At 69.3% G+C, this 18,717-nt stretch carries 16 protein-coding genes and 1 tRNA gene; 5 read left to right on the top strand and 12 right to left on the bottom strand.

Translation table 11 applies throughout. The features are described from left to right. Positions 1-15 precede the first annotated feature (15 nt). The 5 genes from VFK57_14210 to VFK57_14190 are packed head-to-tail and all read right to left on the bottom strand — an operon-like array spanning position 16 to position 5,397. Positions 16-1,164, bottom strand: a complete 1,149-nt coding sequence (locus tag VFK57_14210) for a thiolase family protein (protein ID HET7696863.1) — start codon at positions 1,162-1,164, stop codon at positions 16-18. Positions 1,165-1,166: 2 nt separating this feature from the next. Beyond that, positions 1,167-1,817, bottom strand: coding sequence for an alpha/beta family hydrolase (locus VFK57_14205; protein ID HET7696862.1), 651 nt, complete (start codon positions 1,815-1,817; stop codon positions 1,167-1,169). Beyond that, a complete protein-coding gene (locus VFK57_14200; protein HET7696861.1) occupies positions 1,801-2,580 on the bottom strand; it encodes an alpha/beta hydrolase in 780 nt (259 codons plus the stop codon). Before VFK57_14200 ends, VFK57_14205 begins: the two co-directional genes overlap by 17 nt. A gap of 16 nt (positions 2,581-2,596) precedes the next feature. Beyond that, the gene (locus VFK57_14195; GenBank protein HET7696860.1) at positions 2,597-4,753 is read right to left on the bottom strand and encodes a 3-hydroxyacyl-CoA dehydrogenase NAD-binding domain-containing protein; all 2,157 of its coding nucleotides are present in this window, start codon (positions 4,751-4,753) and stop codon (positions 2,597-2,599) included. After that, entirely contained in the window at positions 4,750-5,397 is a 648-nt protein-coding gene (locus VFK57_14190; protein HET7696859.1) for a TetR/AcrR family transcriptional regulator C-terminal domain-containing protein, read from the bottom strand. Before VFK57_14190 ends, VFK57_14195 begins: the two co-directional genes overlap by 4 nt. 41 nt (positions 5,398-5,438) lie before the next feature. Here VFK57_14190 and VFK57_14185 point away from each other — a divergent pair, with 41 nt between their 5' ends. After that, positions 5,439-7,295 (top strand): hypothetical protein, encoded by a 1,857-nt coding sequence (locus VFK57_14185; protein ID HET7696858.1) that lies wholly within the window; start codon positions 5,439-5,441, stop codon positions 7,293-7,295. 87 nt (positions 7,296-7,382) lie between these two features. Here the strand turns inward: VFK57_14185 and VFK57_14180 are convergent, their stop codons facing one another. Continuing rightward, positions 7,383-9,506 (bottom strand): sulfatase-like hydrolase/transferase, encoded by a 2,124-nt coding sequence (locus VFK57_14180; GenBank protein HET7696857.1) that lies wholly within the window; start codon positions 9,504-9,506, stop codon positions 7,383-7,385. A 21-nt stretch (positions 9,507-9,527) separates the two neighbouring features. On the opposite strand from VFK57_14180, the gene VFK57_14175 reads away from it, so the two are divergent. Continuing rightward, complete coding sequence (locus tag VFK57_14175; protein ID HET7696856.1) at positions 9,528-11,951, top strand: exo-beta-N-acetylmuramidase NamZ domain-containing protein; 2,424 nt, start codon at positions 9,528-9,530, stop codon at positions 11,949-11,951. On the opposite strand, the gene VFK57_14170 is transcribed toward VFK57_14175, so the two are convergent. The 6 genes from VFK57_14170 to VFK57_14145 form a co-directional block, all read right to left on the bottom strand. Further along, entirely contained in the window at positions 11,948-13,099 is a 1,152-nt protein-coding gene (locus tag VFK57_14170) for a diguanylate cyclase (protein HET7696855.1), read from the bottom strand. The two genes, VFK57_14175 and VFK57_14170, sit on opposite strands and share 4 nt — an antisense overlap. A gap of 16 nt (positions 13,100-13,115) precedes the next feature. Next, a complete protein-coding gene (locus VFK57_14165; GenBank protein HET7696854.1) occupies positions 13,116-13,529 on the bottom strand; it encodes a DUF420 domain-containing protein in 414 nt (137 codons plus the stop codon). Then, entirely contained in the window at positions 13,526-14,416 is an 891-nt protein-coding gene (cyoE, locus tag VFK57_14160; protein ID HET7696853.1) for a heme o synthase, read from the bottom strand. The genes VFK57_14165 and cyoE overlap by 4 nt, the downstream gene beginning before the upstream one ends. Further along, positions 14,413-15,399 carry a COX15/CtaA family protein gene (locus VFK57_14155; GenBank protein ID HET7696852.1) on the bottom strand — a complete coding sequence of 329 codons (987 nt, stop codon included), beginning with the start codon at positions 15,397-15,399 and terminating at the stop codon, positions 14,413-14,415. Before VFK57_14155 ends, cyoE begins: the two co-directional genes overlap by 4 nt. 4 nt (positions 15,400-15,403) lie before the next feature. Continuing rightward, positions 15,404-16,174, bottom strand: a complete 771-nt coding sequence (locus VFK57_14150) for a carboxypeptidase regulatory-like domain-containing protein (GenBank protein ID HET7696851.1) — start codon at positions 16,172-16,174, stop codon at positions 15,404-15,406. 90 nt (positions 16,175-16,264) lie between these two features. Beyond that, complete coding sequence (locus tag VFK57_14145) at positions 16,265-17,644, bottom strand: M23 family metallopeptidase (GenBank protein ID HET7696850.1); 1,380 nt, start codon at positions 17,642-17,644, stop codon at positions 16,265-16,267. Between the two features lie 32 nt (positions 17,645-17,676). Here VFK57_14145 and VFK57_14140 point away from each other — a divergent pair, with 32 nt between their 5' ends. The 3 genes from VFK57_14140 to VFK57_14130 all read left to right on the top strand — a co-directional run bounded on the left by VFK57_14140 (position 17,677) and on the right by VFK57_14130 (position 18,699). Further along, positions 17,677-18,252, top strand: coding sequence for a hypothetical protein (locus tag VFK57_14140; protein ID HET7696849.1), 576 nt, complete (start codon positions 17,677-17,679; stop codon positions 18,250-18,252). Positions 18,253-18,344: 92 nt separating this feature from the next. After that, positions 18,345-18,545, top strand: a complete 201-nt coding sequence (locus VFK57_14135) for a hypothetical protein (protein HET7696848.1) — start codon at positions 18,345-18,347, stop codon at positions 18,543-18,545. 82 nt (positions 18,546-18,627) lie between these two features. Next, positions 18,628-18,699, top strand: a tRNA-Glu gene (locus tag VFK57_14130). Positions 18,700-18,717: the final 18 nt, after the last annotated feature.

Genomic DNA, 18,717 nt, shown 5'->3' with positions numbered 1-18,717 from the left:
CTCCCAAACGGGTGGTCAGCAGCGTTCGAACAGACCAGCGGCGCCCATGCCTCCGCCGACGCACATGGTCACGAGGCCGTACCGCGCGTTGCGGCGCTGCATTTCGTAGAGAATCGTCGTGGTCAGCTTCGCGCCCGTGCAGCCGAGCGGATGGCCGAGGGCGATGGCGCCGCCGTTGACGTTCAGGCGCTCCGGGTCGATTGGCAGCTCGCGCAGGCAGGCCAGCGCCTGCGCCGCGAAGGCTTCGTTCAGCTCCACGAGATCGATGTCGTCGAGGCGGACGCCGGTCTGCTTGAGGAGCTTGCGGACCGCCGGCACCGGGCCGATGCCGAACTTCTCGGGTTCCACCCCGGCGGTTGCGAACCCCACGAACCGGCCCAGCGGCTTCACCCCGAGATCGCGGACGCGATCGCCGCTCATCACCACGACGGCCGATGCCCCATCGCTGGTCTGCGAAGAGTTGCCCGCCGTCACCGTGCCCTTCTCGCGGAAAGCCGGTTTGAGCCTGGCGAGCGCCTCCGCCGACGTGTCGCGCCGCGGACCTTCGTCGGCGTCCAGCATCCGCGCGGCCCCGCCGCGGAGCGGCAGCGCCACCAGTTCGTCGCGGAAGCGCCCCGCATCCATCGCCGCCACCGCGCGCTGGTGGCTCCGCAGCGCGAACGCATCCTGCTCTTCCCGCGAGATGCCGAAGTCGCGCACGTGGTTCTCGGCCACGAGTCCCGTCGTCAGATACACGTCGGGATAGCTGTCGACGAGCGCCGGGTTCGGCGCGATCTTGTTGCCGCCCATCGGCACCATGCTCATCGACTCCGTGCCGCCCGCCACGATGGCATGCGCCGCGCCTGCCATGATGCGCTCCGCCCCATAGGCGATGGCCTGCAGGCCCGACGAACAGAAGCGGTTCACGGTCACGGCGGAGGCCGTGATCGGGATCCCCGCCCGCAGACTGGCGATGCGCGCGACGTTGAGCCCCTGCTCCGCCTCGGGCATCGCGCAGCCGAGGATCACGTCCTCGACGTCGTCCGGATCGAGCGCCGGCACGCGCGCCAGCGCCTCCTTGATCACGACCGCCGCCATCTCGTCGGGCCGCGTGTAGCGAAGCGCGCCGGTCGGCGCCTTGCCGACCGGCGTCCGTACCGCACTGACAACGAATGCCTCAGTCATACTCACTCACTCCGCTGGGTCGCCCCATCGAAGTCCTTCAGCAGGTCCTCGAGGGCGTCGCCGACCTCCGTGGTGTGGCCGTCGAACAGGTGGTCCGCCATGTCGATGACGACCAGCTCCTTGGGCTCGGGCAGCGCGCCGTAGAACTTCCACATGTCCTGCACCGGGCAGATCTCGTCGGCTTCGCCGTGGACGAAGAACTTGGGCTTGGTGCTCACGCGGGTGTTGGAGAAGTCGTAACCCGTCCTGGTGACCGGAGGCGCAATGCCGATCAGCACCGTGACGCGCGGATCCGCCGCGCCCGTCTCGAGCGCGATCCAGGAGCCGAACGAGAACCCGGCGGACCACAAAGGCAATCCCGGATACTTCCGCTCCATGTAGTCGAGCGCCGCCGTGAAGTCCTCCTTCTCGCCCGGTCCTGCATCGAACGCGCCCGCGCTTCCCCCGACGCCGCGGAAGTTGAAACGGAGCACGGCGCATCCCGCGCGCACCAGCCCCTTCGCCCCTTGATACACGGCCTTCGTATGCATCGTCCCGCCGTGCGTCGGCAGCGGGTGGGCGAAGACGACCGCGGCCCGCGGCGCCCCTTCGGGGGCGTCGATCACGGCCTCGAGCCTGCCGGCCGGTCCGCTGAGATCATGAATGGTTGGCATGAATGAATTCGTTCACCAGCGCCGCGAACCGCCGCGGTTGCGTCAACACTCCTTGATGTCCCGTCCTGTCGACCATCACGTAACGGGCCCCTCTGATCAGTTCCGCGTAGCGCCGGGTCGAGTCGACCGGCACGACCCGATCGAGGCGCGGCTCGCCCGTCACCACCAGCGTCGGCGCGGCGATGCGCGCGCAGTCCGCGGCGAGATCCAGCGTCTCCAGCAATCGTACCCGCCCGGCCATCAGATGCGGCAATGCCGGGTAGCGCAGCGCGAGCACGGCGTATCGAACGACGAACCACAGCCGCGCCCGCCACGTCGCGAGTGCGCTGACGATCTCGGGCGCCGTTCTGGTCAGCGCCCCGACGGCAAACGCGGGCAGCGACAGCCACGGCCTCGCCGCATGGCCCGCCTGCACGGCCGTCGGTTTCCAACCGGGTCCCGGTGTGGAGACGATCACGAGCCTCGTCACCCGTTCCGGGTACTCCGCCGCGAATCGTGCCGCGACGGCGCCGCCGAACGAGATGCCGCACAGCGCCGCCGATTCGAGCCCCGCCGCGTCCATCACGTCGCGCAGCTGCGCGACGTAGTCCTGCATCGCCGCCGGCACGCCCAACCGCCGTCCCGATCCCAGCTCGCCGCACAAGCTGTATGTGACGACGCGCGCGCCGCGCGACAGCTCGCGCACCAGCTCTCTGGTGAACTCCCAACGTCCCGGCAGCGCCTGGACGACGACGATCGGTGTTCCACGTCCGCGATCGATCACGTTCCCAGGGGCGGACTCAGTTCCGCAGCGGTTTGCCGGTCTTCAGCGTGTGGCCGATCCGCTCCAGCGTCTTGCGTTCGCCGCACAGGCTGAGAAACGCCTCGCGCTCCAGATCGAGCAGCTGCTGTTCGCTCAGCGCCGCCGGATGCGTCAGGTCGCCGCCGGCAAGGATCCACGCGAGCTTGCGGCCGATCACCGCGTCGTGATCGCTGATGCGGCCCGCGCGCCACGCGAGATGGACGCCCAGCTTCAGCGCCGCGAGCACCCCTTCGCCGCCGACCCGGATCGCCTCGCGGGGCAGCGCCGGGCGGTAGTCCGGCGCCATCGCCAGGGCCTGGGCCTTGGCGTCCGCCAGCAGCCGGTCGCGATTCATCGTGATCTCGTCCCCGTCGGCCAGATAGCCGATCCGCGCCGCGTCAGGGCCGCTGGTCGATACCCGCGCGAACCCGATGGTCTCGAATACCCGCTGCACCGCCGGCAGCGGGTCTCCGGAGGGCAGCCCCTCCATCGCCCGCGCCAGCATCTCTTTCGTTCCGCCGCCGGCCGGGATCAGACCGACGCCGACTTCCACCAGCCCGATGTAGCTCTCGGCCGCGGCCTGCACGCGCGCGGCGTGCAGGACGATCTCGCATCCCCCGCCGAGCGTCATGCCCGCGGGCGCGGCGACGACCGGCACGTCCGCGTGCCTGAGCGCCATGGTCGCTCCCTGGAACGCGCGGACCATCATGTCCACCTCGTCCCAGTTGCCTTCCTGCGCCTCGAGCAGGAGCAGCATCAGGTTGGCGCCCGCCGAGAAGTTCGGCGCGCCGTTGGCGACGACCAGCGCGGCGAAGTTCTGCGACGCTTCCTTGACGGCGGCGTGCAGCATCTGGATCGTGTCCCCGCCGATGGCGTTCATCTTCGAGTGGAACTCGACCTGCAGCACGCCGTCCCCGATGTCCCACAGCGACGCGCCCGCGTTCCTGCGAACGAGCCGCCGTCCTTCCGCGCCTGGCGCTTGGGCGTTGGGAGTTGGCGCCTGGGAGTTGGGACTTGGAGCTTGGGCGTTGACGGCGAGCGCGGCGAGCGTCTCAAAGGGTCCAAGCTCCCACCCGAAACCCCACCGCATCGCCTTGTCGATGTCGTCACGCGAGTACGCGATCTCGTCGGCGATGCGGCCGGCGTACTCGAGCGTCGGCCCGAGCGTGGCCCGCAGGAAGGCGCCGGCCTTGTCCCTGGCCTCGTACAGCGCCTTGATTCGCTCGCCGACCGGCTCGATCGAGCGGGCCGCCTCGATCGATGGAATCTTCGCCGACTGCCGGGCGCGATACTCGAGGGACGCGGGATCGAGCGTCAGGATCTCATCCCCGGACTTCTGATAGAACCCGCGGCCTGCCTTCGCGCCGGTCATGCCGCGATTCACCATCTCGCTGACGAACTCCGGCACCTCGAGCCCGAGTCCGCGCGCCACGTGCGCCAGCACGTCCACGCCGGCGATGTCCACGGTGCGGAAGGTCGCGCTCCTGGGACGGCCGATCGCCGGTCCCGTGATCGCGTCGATTTCCTCGATCGTGAACTCCCCCGACGCCAGCGCCCGGAAGATCTGCATCATCCCGAACATCCCGATGCGATTGGCGATGAAGCCGGGGACGTCCTTCGCCAGGACGACGCCTTTGCCCAGGCGGAGATCCGCGAAGGCGGTGACGTCACGCACCACCGCGGGATCGGTGTCCGCCGTCGGGATGAGTTCGAGCAGGTGCAGGTAGCGCGGCGGGTTGAAGAAGTGGGTGCCCAGCCAGTGGCGCCTGAACCCTTCCGACCGTCCGTCCGCGATGGAGGCGAGCGGGATTCCCGACGTGTTCGAGCTGACCACTGCATCGGCGCGGCGGACCGCCTCCACGCGCGCCAGCAGCGCCTGCTTGACGTCGAGCTGTTCGACGACCGCCTCGAGGATCCAGTCCGCTTCGCGCAGTGTCTCGAAGTCCTCTTCGAACCCCCCCGTCTCGATCAGCGCCACGGCGTCGGGCGTGAAGAACGGGTCGGGCTTCATCCGTCTGGCCCGCTCCAGCCCCTCGCGGGCGGCGTCGCGGGAGACGTCGAGGAGCCGGACGCGGACGCCGGCATTGGCGAAGTGGGCGGCGATCTGCGCCCCCATGACGCCGGCGCCGAGCACCGCCGCGTGGCGGAATCTCATCGGCGGCGCCTCGCCCGCGGGAGCACGGCCGCGCCGTTCACGAACAGATCGACGATCGCGTCCGCCTCCGATGCCAGCGCGTACTTCCGGCGGCTCAGGATCCAGTTCGTGGCCATCTCGTCGAGGCCGCCGAAGAACAGTTTGGCGGCGAGCGTGGCGTTCAGCTCCTTGCGGAACGCGCCGCTGCGCTGGCCGTCGACGATGATGCTGCGGATGATGCCCAGGTACTCGCGGAGCAGGGTCGAGGAGAGGCGCTCCATGAACTTGGTCGACTGCCGCAGCTCCACCTGGAAGACGATGGCGAGGCTGCGATCGCGCCCCATACGGTCGAGGTGGACGCGCGCCACGGTGCGGAGCTGCTCGACCGGATCGCGCACCGGGGCGACGGCGGCGCGCCCCTCGGCGATGGCGTCGCGCATCGTCCGCTCGAAGATCGACACCAGCAGGTCGTCCTTGCTGTCGAAATAGAGGTACACGGTGCCGGCGGCGACGCCGGCGGCGCGGGCGACGTCGGCGACCTGGGCGTTGAAGAAGCCGCGGCCGGCGAACACGTCGATGGCGGCGCGCAGGATGGCGTCGCGGCGGTCGGCGCGGGCGGCGGCGGAGCGGAGCGGGGCGGCGGCGGGCACTGAATGAATGTTCATTCAGGTCCGGCCGTTTGTCAACGTGGTACCCTTGCCTCCCTATGTCCCGGACGTGCGGCGCGGCGGCGGCGGTGTGCCTGTCGGTTCTGATCGGGTGCGGCGGCGGCGGCGGCGGCGGGAATTCGGGCGGCAATGGCGGCGGGTCGGGGGGCGGCGGGGGGGGGACCACGCCGGTGAACCCGTGCACCACCGCCCTCCTGGACGATCCCGCCGCGAGCGCCGTCAGCGATGTCCCCGCGGCGGCGGGCGCGGGGAAGAAGATCGCCGTGGACGGCAACCCGCGCGGGCGCGTCTACGAGGCGCTCGCGCTGCACGAAGCGGCGAAGCGGAAAAGGGAGGCCGATGCCCGCGCCGCGGCGGTCACCGACCAGGGGTTCGGGCGCACGGCCATCACCTCTCCCGCGCCGGTGGCGGAAGACATCGGCGAGATCGCCGTCCTGCAGGACACCGGCGATCTGATCCTGCCGGCGAACCCGTACGACCTGCGCAGCACCGGCTTGCGCTTCACCCGGTCGGGCGGCGGCTACACGCTGTCGAAGGTCGACGGCAACTTCCGTTCGGCGCTCGGCGCCCGGCTGACCCTCACCGACGACGACTCCGCCGGCGGCACCATCCCGTTCGCCTTTCCGTTCTACGGCGGCAGCCAGACCCAGGCGTTCGTGAACTCGGACGGCAACATCACCTTCGGCGAGGAAGACAAGAGCAGCACCGAGCGCAACGTGGCGCGGGTGCTGACCGGGCCGCCGCGCGTCGCGCCGTTCTTCACCGACCTCGATCCCACCACCGGCTCGGGACGCATCTTCCTCAACGCCGCGCCGGACGCCTACACGGTGACGTGGTGCGGCGTGCGCGGCTTCGATTCGGTGCGTGTGGTGACGGCGCAGGCGACGTTGTTCCCGGACGGCAGCATCGAGTTCAAGTACGGCGAGACCATCAACATCTTCGACTCCGTGGTGGGGATCTCGCCCGGCCATACCGCTGACGTCGCGCTCCTCGATCTCTCGAACGGCAGCGGCTCGGGGGCGGCGGCCATCGCCGAGCGCTTCGCGCAGCAGAACTCGATCGACACGTTTGCCGTCGCGCAGAAGTTCTACCAGACGCACCCGGACAACTACGACCAGATCGTGTTGTGGACGGATCAGTCGCTGATCCGCGACGCGTTCGCCTACGAGCTGACGGTGGCGAACGAAGTGCGCGGCATCGGCCTGGACATCTACGACCTTTCGCGGTCGCTCGGCAGCGGCGGCCGCGTGCGATCGCTCGTCGTCATGGACTGGATCGGCAAGTATCCGGACAATCCGCAGGAACGCTTCCTCGGGGAGAACAACACGCTCAGCGTGCTCGGCCAGGAAGTCGGCCATCGGTGGGGCGCCTACCTCGAGTTCCGCGATCACACCGGCCGCCGCTCCGACGCGCTGCTCGGCCGCGACCTGGCGCATTGGAGCTTCCACATGGACTCCGACGCGTCGGTGCTCGAAGGCAACGACATCGAGGATCTCGGCGGCGGCCAATTCCGCACCACGGAGGCGGTGAAGCGCTTCAGCCGCCTCGATCAATACGCGATGGGACTGGTGCCGGCATCGCTGGTGCCGCCGTTCTTCTACGTCGAGAACCCGTCGGCGCGGGAGCGCGGCGACTCGCCGGCGACCGGCGTCACCTTCACGGGGACCCGCCGCGACGTGCTCATCAACGACGTCGTCGCCATTCTGGGCCCCCGCATCCCGTCCGCGGCGGAGTCCGCCCGGGTGCACCGGCAGGCCTTCATCTACATCGTCACTGCGGGCCGGACGGCGGAGGCGCCGCAGATCGCCAAGCTCGATCGCATCCGGCAGCAATGGGAAACGTTCTTCCTCAACGCGACGGAAGGACGCATGACGGCGAACACCCGCCTGCGCTGACTACGGCGTTGCGGGACCAACCCGCCCGTCGCGATCGCGCGCGATGATGTCCATTTCGACCAGCCACGATCCACAGGCAGAGCCGCGTCATGGGCGGATCCTGACGCGCTGCGCCTTGCCCGGCTCGCCGAACATGGTCCACAGCTGCGCCGCGACGACTCTCGCCTCGGGCGTCGGCGAGACGCGCAGCATCTCCTCGATCGCGCGGTCGGATTCGGCGGTGCGCCCCATCGCGCGGTACAGCATCGCGAGCCCGGCGCGCGCCCGGGTGTTGTGCGGGAACAGCCGCACTTCCTCGAGCAGATACGGCTCCGCCTCCGGGTAGCGCTCCATGCGGGCGAGCGCGTCCCCGATGTAGTAGTTGAGGTCGTTCATCTGCACGGTCCGGCCGCGCAGCGCGTCCCTGGCCCGGCGCAGCGCGGCGACGGCGTCCTGATACTTCCCTGCTTCGTAGAACAGCACCCCGTCGACGTACGCGGGCATCGGCAATGTCGCGTCCGCCTGCTGCGCCAGCGCCGCTTCGCGCCGCGCACCGGCCGGATCCCTGGCCGCCAGCGCGATTTTCGCCAGCATCTCGTGCGCCGAAGCCGGCGCGACGGCGATCGCCAGCTCCGCATGCTGCCGCGCGGCATCGAGCTGGCCCACCCGCAGCAGCGCACTGGTGATGCCGAGCAGGCTGCCGGCATCTTTCGGGTTCCGTGCGATCACCTGCCGGTAAGCGGCGATCGCCTCCGGCATGCTCCCGCGCCGCACCTCGACCTCCGCGAGTTGACGCCAGACGTCGGTCATCTCGGGATCCTCGGCGAGGATCGCGCGGAACCCCGCGGCCGCCCCGTCGAACTTCAACGCTGCCGCGAGGTCCGACGCCGCGCGGTAGCGCTCGAGGATCTTCACCTTGTCCTTGGGATCCGGCAGCGTGTCGCCCGGCAGCGACAGCGCGACGCTGCTGCCGCCGCCCACGTACCCCAGCGCGGCCAGCCGCTGCCGATCCTGCTCGCTCACGGCCGCGGGCGCGGCGATCGCGGCGTTCTTGATCAGGGAGTCCAGTGCCGACCGCATCGCCTGGCGCACCTGGGGGCGCTCGCCGGCCACGGACGCGGCCTCGCGCGGATCGCGCTCGACATCGAACAGCTCGTCGCGCGGGGCGCGGATCAGGCGGTAGCGGGCGTCGGTCAGCGAATACAGCTCGCTCCAGCCGAAGTGGTACCGCGAATAGAGCGCTTCGGAGTAGATGCCCGTGTCCGCGATCGCGCCGGCGCCGTCGAGGAGGGGCTTCAGCGACCGTCCGCGCAGGGCTGGCGGCTTCGCCCCGCCAATCAGATCGAGAACGGTCGGTGCGAGATCGATCTGCTGCACCGGCGTCGCGACGCGCCGCGCCGGCTGCCGTCCGGGCAGCTTGATCATCAGCGGCACGCGAATCGTCTCCTGATACAGGAACAGGCCGTGCTCCTGCTCTCCATGGTCGCCGAGCCCCTCGCCGTGATCGGACAGCAGGACGATCGTCGACCGATCGTAGAGATCGAGCGCCCGCAGCCGATCGAAGAAGCGGCCGAGGATCTCGTCCACGTAGGCCACCTCGCCGTCGTAGGGCTCGTACGACGCGAAACGCGGCGGCGGCGCGTACGGCTTGTGCGGCTCGTAGAGGTGCAGGAACAGGAAGAACGGCTGCGACCGGGGTCGCTTCACGAGGAAGGCCTCCGCCGCCGCGACCGTCGCGTCTCCGGAACGCTGCACCTGGCCGATCGAGACCTCGCCCGACGCCGCCGGCAGCTCGCTGTCGTAGACGTCGAAGCCCTTGTCGATTCCCGTCTGCGATCGCAGGACGTACGCGGACACGAACCCCGCCGTCAGCCAGCCGCGCTCGTGCAGGGCGTGGGGAAGCGTCCACCGGCCGGCCAGCGTGAAGCCGACGTTGTCGCGGACGCCGTGCTCGAACGGCAGCTCGCCGGTGAGAATGCTGGCGTGCGCCGGCAGCGTCTGCGGCGCATGCGAGTACGCACGTTCGAACAGCACGCTCTCGGCCGCGAAGGCATCGATGTTCGGCGTGCGCACGCCGCGATAGCCGTACGCCGGCAGCCGGTCGGCGCGCAGCGTGTCGATGGAAATCAGGAGGAGCGGCCCGTTGGCCGGGGAGGGACGTCCCCTCGTGTACCAGGCGGCCCAGGCAGCGATCGCGAATACCGCGACGACGATCGCGGCCGCCTTCTTCACCCGAAAAGTATAATCCAGCGCGTGAGCCACCAGATTCGATCGAGAGTCCTCGCGATCGCCGTCGCCGCCGCGCTGCTGTCCGCGGCGCCCGCCGCGCAGCCGCGCCAGCGCGCCGCGCCGCGATCCTCGCCGTCCGGGATGGATCCGTCGCGCCTCGACGCGATTCCGCCGATCGTCGAGCAGGCGATCGCGGAGAAGAAGCTGCCGGGCGCGGTCGTCCTCGTCGGCCGCGGCGACCGCATCGTCTACGAGAAGGCGATCGGGCAGCGCGCCGTCGAGCCGGCGCGCGAAGCGATGACCGCCGACACGATCTTCGACGTGGCGTCGCTCACCAAGGTCGTGGCGACGACCACCAGCGTCATGAAGCTGATCGAAGACGGCAAGATCCGGCTCAGCGATCGCGTGTCGACGTTCATTCCCGGATTCGAGCGCTACAACAAGGCCAACATCACCGTCCGGCATCTGATGAATCACTCGTCGGGCCTGCGGCCGGACGTCGATCTCGCGGACATGTGGGTCGGCTACGACAAGGCGATCGAGCTGGCGATCGAGGAGGTGCCGGCGGCGGCGCCCGGCGAGCGCTTCGTCTACAGCGACATCAACTATTTCCTCCTCGGCGACATCGTCAAGCGCGTCAGCGGCATGCCGCTCGATCGGTTCGCCCGCCAGCACGTCTTCGAGCCGCTCGGCATGAAGGATACCGGGTTCAATCCGCCGGCCTCGCTCCGGCGGCGAATCGCGCCGACGGAGAAGTGCACGCCGTACGGCTGGCCGTGCGAGGGGCCGGACATGCAGATGCTGCGCGGCGTCGTGCACGATCCGACCGCGCGGCGGATGGGCGGCGTCGCCGGACACGCCGGCCTGTTCAGCACCGCCGCGGACCTGGCGATCTACGCCCGCATGCTGCTCAACGGCGGACGCTACAACGACGTCCGGATCCTCTCGCCTCTCGCCGTCGCGAAGATGACCTCCCCGGCAAGCGGTCCGAACGAGCCGAACGTCCGCGGCCTCGGCTGGGACATCGACTCCTCCTTCTCGGCCAACCGCGGCGAGCTGCTGCCGATCGGATCGTTCGGGCACACCGGCTTCACCGGCACGTCGGTCTGGATCGATCCGCTCACCCGCGCGTTCGTCGTGTTCATGTCGAACCGCGTGCATCCGGACGGCCGCGGCGACGTCACGCCCCTGCGGGCGCGTGTCGCCACCATCGCGGCGTCAGCGATCACCGATCCCCCGCCCCAGGCGGGGCGCGCGGCGCTCATGACCGGGCGTGATTTCGGCGCGCCGGGGGCGGCGCCGGGCCGGGCGCGGACGCAGCCGGTCCAGAGCGGCCTCGACGTCTGGCGCGCGCAGAACTTCGCGGCGCTCGCCGGCAAGCGCATCGGACTCGTCACCAACCACACCGGGCGGGCGCGCGATGGCGCCACGGCAATCGACCTGCTCTTCGCCGCCAGGGACGTCAAGCTGGTCGCGCTCTTCAGCCCCGAGCACGGCATTCGCGGCGTTCTCGACGCCAACGTGCCGTCCGCCGTCGACGACAAGACGAAGCTGCCGATTCACTCCCTGTACGGCGACACCCGGCGGCCGACCGCCTCGATGCTCGACGGGCTGGACGCCATCGTCATCGACCTGCAGGACATCGGCACGCGCTTCTATACCTACATGACGACGATGGCGTACGTGATGGAAGAGGCGGCGAAGCGCAGGCTGCCGGTTCACGTCCTCGATCGCCCCAACCCGGTCAACGGGTGGCAGATCGAGGGCCCGTCGCTGGACAAGGACGCCGCCAGCTTCGTCGGCTATTTTCCCGCCATGCCGATCCGCCACGGCATGACGATCGGAGAGCTGGCCAGGCTGTTCAACGCGGAGAACAAGATCGGAGCGGCGCTGAACGTCGTCGCGATGAAGAACTATCGCCGAGACGACTGGTTCGACGACACCGCGCTGCCGTGGATCAATCCGTCGCCGAACATGCGCAACCTGAACGAGGCCACGCTCTATCCCGGCATCGGCGCGATCGAGGGGACGAACCTGTCGGTGGGGCGGGGGACCGACACGCCGTTCGAGCAGGTCGGCGCGCCCTGGATCGACGGCGTCCACCTCGCCGACGCACTCGGCGCGCGCGCCCTTCCCGGGATCCGCTTCTATCCGGTGCGGTTCACGCCGGCATCCAGCAAGTACGCGGGACAGGAGTGCCAGGGGGTGTTCATGATCGTCACCGACCGCGCGGCCCTGCGTCCGGTGCGTGTCGGGCTCGAGATCGCGGCCGCGCTGGCGAAGTTGTATCCGGCGGAGTACCAGCTCGATGCCGCCGGACGCCTGTTCGGGTCCCGCGACACGCTCACGCGGGTGAAGACCGGCGACGATCCGGCGGCGATCGCGGCGTCGTGGGGCGCCGCCGAGGCCCGCTGGCGGCTGATGCGGGCGAAGTACCTGCTCTACTAGCCGGCGGATCGCTTCGAACGGTCTTTCTTGTCGACGTACATCCGCTCGTCGGCGGACTGCACGAGCGGCAGGATGTCGGTGGTATCGTTCGGCACCTCGACGCAGCCGATGCTGAGGCCGACGCCGGCGGGCAGATCCGCCACCGTCGCCGATGCGGCGAACGCGCGCTGGAGCTCGGCGGCGCGCTGCACCGCCTCGGCCTCCCTGCACGAGATCAGAATCAGGAACTCGTCGCCGCCCCAGCGGAACACGTAGTCGGCTCCACGGAAGTTCTTCAGCAGGAAGCCGGCGACCTCGCGGAGCACGCGATCCCCGATCTCGTGGCCCAGCGTGTCGTTGATGGCCTTGAAGCGATCGACGTCGACGAACACGATCGACAGCGGCGTCCGGTAGCGCCGGTGGCGCTGCAGCTCGCGTCCGATCACCTCGTCGAAGAACCGGCGGTTCCGGGTGCCGGTGAGCGCGTCGGTGATCACCAGCTCGCGCAGTTCCTGCTGCGCCTTCTCGAGACGCCGGTTCGTCCGCTGCAGCTCGTACGTCATGTCCTCGAACGCCATGAGCTGCTGCCCGAGGCCGGCGATGAGGAAGAACACGGTCATGCCCAGCAGCGCCGGCGTCATCGCCGGCGACTCCGGCGAGCTGCCGACGGCGCCAATCAGCACGTTGAGCCCGGCGATCCCGAGCAGCGCGACGCCGATGATCGACGCCCCCAGCAGCTTGACGCGCCTGAGCAGCAGGAAGTGCGCGACCGCGGCCGTCCCCATGCCGCCGGCGATCAGCACGTGGCCGACCGCCCGCACTCCGTCGCTGTCGGACGCGACGGGAAAGAAGATCAGGAAGATCGCGACCGCCAGCAGCACGAGGCCGTAGCCGCGCCGTACGCGCGGCCGCTGCCGGTAGGCGTCAGCGGCGACGACGAAGGCGAGCGAGCTGAGCAGGCCGATGAACTGCGACAGGCCGTAGGCCAGGCCGTCGAGCTGCCGGCCGCCGTACGAGCGCGACACGATCAGCATCGATCCGGCGAGCAGCATCCACGCCGACATGCCCCAGACGATGAACAGCCGCCGGCGGTAGAAATACACCACCAGCAGCAGCAGCGCGACGACGAGTGCCGTCGAGCCCGCGAGCAGGTGCGGGTTGAGGGCCACGACTGATTATCACTGCTCAGAGCCGGTAGAGCATCACGTAGACGATCACCCCCGTGACCGACACGTAGAGCCAGATCGGCATCGTCCAGCGCGCCAGGCGGCGGTGCGCGTCGTACCGGCCGGCGAGCCCGCGCCAGAGCGTCACCAGGACCATCGGCACGATCGCCGCGGCAAGAACGGTGTGGGTCAGGAGAACGCCGAAGTACACGATGCGGACGGCGCCGGTTCCCGTGAACCGCACCGACCCGACTTGTGCGTGATACACCAGATACGAGACCAGGAACAGCGCTGAAGTCGAGACCGCGGCGATCATCACCGCGCGGTGCTGCCGGACCCGTCCGCGCTTGATCAGCATCCAGCCGATCGTCAACAGGACCGCGCAGGTGGCGTTGAGCGCCGCGTTCAGCGCCGGCAGGTCGCTGACGCTCACGAAAGCCGATTCGCGATCATCAGGATCCAGAGGACGGGCAGGTAGACGATCGAGGCGAAGAACACGCGGCGCGCATCGGCCGCCGAGCAGGTTCGCGCGAAACGGATCGTCAGCCAGAGGAACCCGAGACCGAGCAGCAGCGCCCCGCCGAAGTAGATCGCGCCGGTCATCCGCAGCAGCGATGGCGCGAGGCTCAGCGGCACGAGCGCGGCGGCATAGACCACCGCCTGGCGGCCGGTGCTGCGCCCGTCGGGCTCGAGGACCGGCAGCATCGGGAATCCGGCGCGCGCGTAGTCCTCGCGGTACATCCAGGCGATCGCCAGGAAGTGCGGCAGCTGCCACAGGAACATGATGCCGAACAGCACCCATGGCTGCGCCGGCAGCGCCCCTTCCACCGCCGCCCAGCCGATGATCGGCGGCAGCGCCCCGGGGATCGCGCCGATCACCGTCGCGAACGACGTCCGCCGCTTGAGCGGCGTGTAGACGACGGCGTAGCTGAGCAGGGTCGCCAGCGCCACGGCCGCCGCGAGCAGGTTCGAGGACGCGACGATGAGGAGCAGGCCGGCGATGGTGATCGCGGTACCGAACAGGAGCCCCTCGAGCGGCTGCAGCCGCTGGTCGGGCAGCGGCCTCGTCCGCGTGCGCCGCATCAAGGCGTCGAGGTCGCGCTCGAGAACCTGGTTGAAGGCCGACGCGCCGCCGGCGACGAAGCCGGTGCCCAGCAGCAGGCCGGCGACCGCGATCAGTCCGAGCGGCTCGCCCGGCGCCATCGCGTATCCGACCAGCGTCGAGGCGACGACGAGGAGGTTGAGCCGCGGCTTCGCCAGCGCGACGAAGTCGCGGCTGCGCGCGTGGGTCTGCGGCAGCGCCGCGGCTCCCGATCTCACGGCTTGGCTCCGGAATTCGCCAGACCGGGGAAGCCGTGCGCCGCACCGCCGTGAATCGGCTGGACGAGCCGCTGATCGCCGGCGCGGAACGTGCGCAGCGTCAGCAGCAGCGACGTCGCCAGCACCAGCGCGCCGTTCACCACGTGCGCGGTGTTGATGACCGCGTCGCGGCCGCTCCAGATGACGAACGCGCCCAGCGTGATCTGCATCGAGACGAGCCCGACGAGCAGGAGCGCCGGCCGCGTCAGCTCGCGGCGCCGCCCGTGATGGTAGAGAACGTGGCCGGCGAGCGCGACGGTCGCGAGCGCCACGGCAATGCCGCCGACCCGGTGCGCGAAGTGGATCGCCACGCCGGCGTTCCAGACGTGCGGCACCAGACGCCCGAACGCCAGCGGAAAGTCGGGAATCGCCAGACCGGCGTCGTTGTGGCGCATCGTCGCGCCCAGGATGATCTGCGCGTAGACCAGCGCGGTGGTCGAGACGGCGACGCGGCGAAGCAGGGGATCCTGCACGGGGTCGACGGCGTACTTCCAGCCGGGGGACGTGACCAGCGCGATCGTGATGGTGAGACAGAAGAAAATCTGCGCCAGACCGGCGTGGCCGATTGACACCGCCGGCGGCAGGAACAGGAGCACGGTGATGCCGCCGAGCAGTCCCTGGAGAATCACCACCCCGAGGGCGGTGAACGCGAGGCGCCGCACCCATCGCCGCGGCTCGACGCGCCACGTCCAGACGGCGAGCACGATCGTCAGCATCCCGACGGTGCTCGCGATCAGCCGGTGGCTGTGTTCGTAGCGGATGCCGCCGACCCACTTGCTGATCGGGAACGTGAACATGTTCCAGCCGTAGGTCGTCGGCCAGTCGGGCACCGAGAGCCCGGAGCCGGTGCTGGTGACCATGCCGCCCGCGGCGATCAGCAGCAGCGTGCAGGCGGCGACCAGCTTCGCGTAGCGGTGGTGCCAGAGACCTCGGTCGTCGGCCATCGGACTACTGCGTCACCTTGAACGTGAACGTGACGTCCTTGGAATCCTTCTCGCCGAGCGTGACGGTCTGCGTCTGGCGCCCGAGCTTCTCGTGCCACGCTTCGATCGTGTACGTGCCGGGAGGAACCGTCTTCAGCTCGAACGTGCCTTCCCTGGCCGTCACCGCGAAGTACGGATGGCTGACCACGCCCACGTAGGCGCTCATCCAGGCGTGCACGTCGCACTTGAACGGGATCATCACTTCCGGCGAGGTGAACGACACCGTGTTCTTCATGCCGACGATCGGCTGCCCCTGGTTGAACTCACGGTTGACCTGCGGCACGCCGTGCACGTTGTGCAGGGTTTCGTCGCTGTTGCTGACCTCGAGCGGCTGGGTGACGCGGACGCCGAGCACGTGCGGAACGTAATGGCAGTTCTTCTGATCCAGCTTCACCGGTTCGGTGGGCGTGTCGAAGATGTACTTGTTGCCGAGACCGTCCTTGATGTAGACGAACACGTTCTGCAAGGCGCCGTCGTTCACGAGGTACGACTCGGCCCGGACCTCGGCGTTCCCGCACGCGGGGTCGGACGTCATCTTGATGACGGGGTTCTCCGGCGGCGTGCCCTCGAGCACGACCTTTCCCTTGATGGTGGACGCGGTGGCGGTGTCGACCTTCTTGGCGTCAGGCGCCGCGGCGGGCGACGCCGGTGCCGCGGACTTGCTGGAATCGCCGCTGCAGCCGGCGAGGGCCGCGAGCACGGCACAGCACGCGAACGCTGTCTTGATGCGAGCCATAACCTTCCATGAGTATCATATTTAAGCCGGGGGCTTCGCCCCCGGAACCCCCTGCACGCTCGCTCGCGGCGCTCGCTTGCGCGCCACTCGTCAGCTGCCGGACGCTTCCCGCAGTTTGCGGAGGATGCGGTCCTCGATCCAGTGTCCGTCCCACCACTCCACCGGGTTCACCATCTGGCCGTTGACGAGCTGGGTGAAGTGCAGGTGATCGCCGCCGGCCAGCCCGGTCATCCCGCTGCGGCCGATCTCCTGTTCCTTCGCGACGGCGTCCCCCACGTTGACCGAGATCGAGGACAGGTGCGCGTACAGCGACTGCACGCCCATGCCGTGATCGATGATCACGCAGTTGCCGTAGATGCCGAGCGGCGCCGCGTGCACCACCTTGCCGCGATTCGCGGCGACGATGGGTGAATTCACCACCCGCGCCAGGTCGAAGCCGAGGTGCGTCTGCCGGTCGACGTCCTTGCCGCCATAGACGTAGGTGCGCTGATCGGCGAACGCCGCCTCGACCGCGGTGTTGGTGAACGGATGGAACACCTCGCCGCCCCAGAGGATCTCCGGCGCCGACTGCGCGGCGTAGCTGGCGATCTTCTCCGCGTTCTTGCGGCGGAGCTCGCCGTTGATCGCCAGGAACTTGTCGAGCGTGGAGCCCTGCGGGTTGATCTCGGTGGTCGTCTCGAGAATCGCCGGGACCACGCGCTCGAGGAACTTGTCGTCGAGCGCAATCCGGCTCTTCTTGAACGGCTTGGGGAACGTGAGGCGATCGAAGTCGGCGCGCGCCGAGTTTCCCGCCTCGTCCTGCGCGTAGGCGTACATGGGCGTGTTCACGTCCTGGTCGTAGCGCAGGGCGATGAACGCGATCTTCACCGCCGGATCGGTGATGTTCACCCCCGGCAGCTTCGCGCCGCTGGCCGGATAACCGGGGTAGGTGAGATCGCCCACGCGCACGCCGGACTGCACGTCCGCCGGGGTGGCCTTGTAGACGACCATCTCCGATCCGCCGAGATTGATGTAGTGCTTGGTCGACAGCACGGCAATCTGCGGCCGCTCCAGCCGGACCTGCAGATCGCGCGCCGCCGTGGACGAGGCCTTCCGCATGCCGTAGAGCACGGGACGCTTCGCGGTGACGATGATCCTTGCCGGACCGGTCTTCAGATCCGGAATGGTGTCGCGCCCGAACCGCCGGACGATGCGGACGCGGCCGGGTCCGTCGGGCTTGATCTCGGCCGTTCCGGGCTGCGCGAACGAGGCCAGCGGCGTCTGCTTGCCGTTCTGCTCGAACGTGACCTGGAAGTCACCGGCCCCCTGCGCCTCGGGCGACACGATGGTCACCTCGACCGTAGAGCTCTGCCCGACGAACTTCTCCGGTTTGACAATCTCGATGGCCGGGCCGGGAAGGCGTCCTGCGTAGACGAACGCGCCGCCGGCGACGAGCGCGGCCATGAGGATCAAGCCGAGGAGATAGCGCATCCGTTGATGATATCAACAGGGTGGAGAAGCCGATGAGCATCGCTCATCACCTGCGCGCGGCGGTCGCGATTCTCATCCTCGGTGCCGCCGCGCCGCAAGTCGAGGCGCAGAGAACGCCGGCACTGCCGGACGTCCTCGGAGCCGCCGGCGGCTACCTCGCCGAGTACGCGGTGAGTCTGTGGGTCATCGCCGCCGAAGAGAATTACGTCCAGTACGACGTGAGCAGCGGCGAAGTCCGTGCGCCGCGGCGCTTCTCGGCTGACGTCGTGCTGGTGGGGCTCGCTGACGGCATCGAAGACTTCCGCGACGTGTTTGCGATCGACGGCACCCCGCTGGTGCCCGCGCGACGACAGGCTCGCGGCGCTCTTTACGACCGTGACCCGTCGGCGGTGGAGCAGGCGCGCACGCTCGCCCGCGACAGCATTCAGCGCTATCTCAGCCCCAACCTGCACGGACTCGATCAGCCGACGCTCGCGCTCGCCTTCCTCGCGAAGGAACACCAGCGGCGATCGACCTTTACGATCGAGAGCGTGAGGACGGCAGACGGCGCGCGCCGCCGTCCTCAGGTTCACCGAGCGGGAGACGCCCCGTCTCGTGCGGTCCGCTGAAGGCGCGCCTGCGATCGGCCGGATCTCGGTGGACGCGGCCTCAGGTGGGGTGCGGCAAACCGAGTTGAGCCTGACGGGCAGCAGGGTTCACCGTGAGGGCGATCGTCAATTACGCGCTTGAGCCGGACCTGGGAATCTGGTTGCCGGTTCGGATGACTCAGCACTTCCAGGCCAGCTCTCTCGGCTCCAATCCGATCAACCACATGGGCGCGAATGGCGGCTACAGCGCCCGGCAGTCGTTTGAAGGGCACGCCACGTACTCGAGATTCCGCCGGATCCTCGGCCGGCCCTGAGGCGCGGCGGGCCGGGCACGTGCGCGCCGGTTGACCGGAGCCGCGGCGGCCGCTAAAATCAGAAGTTCCAGTTGCCCCCTGTGCCGCTATCGTCTAGGGGTCAGGACACGTGGTTCTCAGCCACGGGACCGGGGTTCGAATCCCCGTAGCGGTAAATCAATTCTTTCGAGGG

Source organism: Vicinamibacterales bacterium, assembly GCA_035699745.1.
Taxonomy (GTDB): domain Bacteria; phylum Acidobacteriota; class Vicinamibacteria; order Vicinamibacterales; family 2-12-FULL-66-21; genus JAICSD01.
Note: the sequence above shows the minus strand (reverse complement) of the source record. Positions and strands in the feature narration are given on the sequence as shown.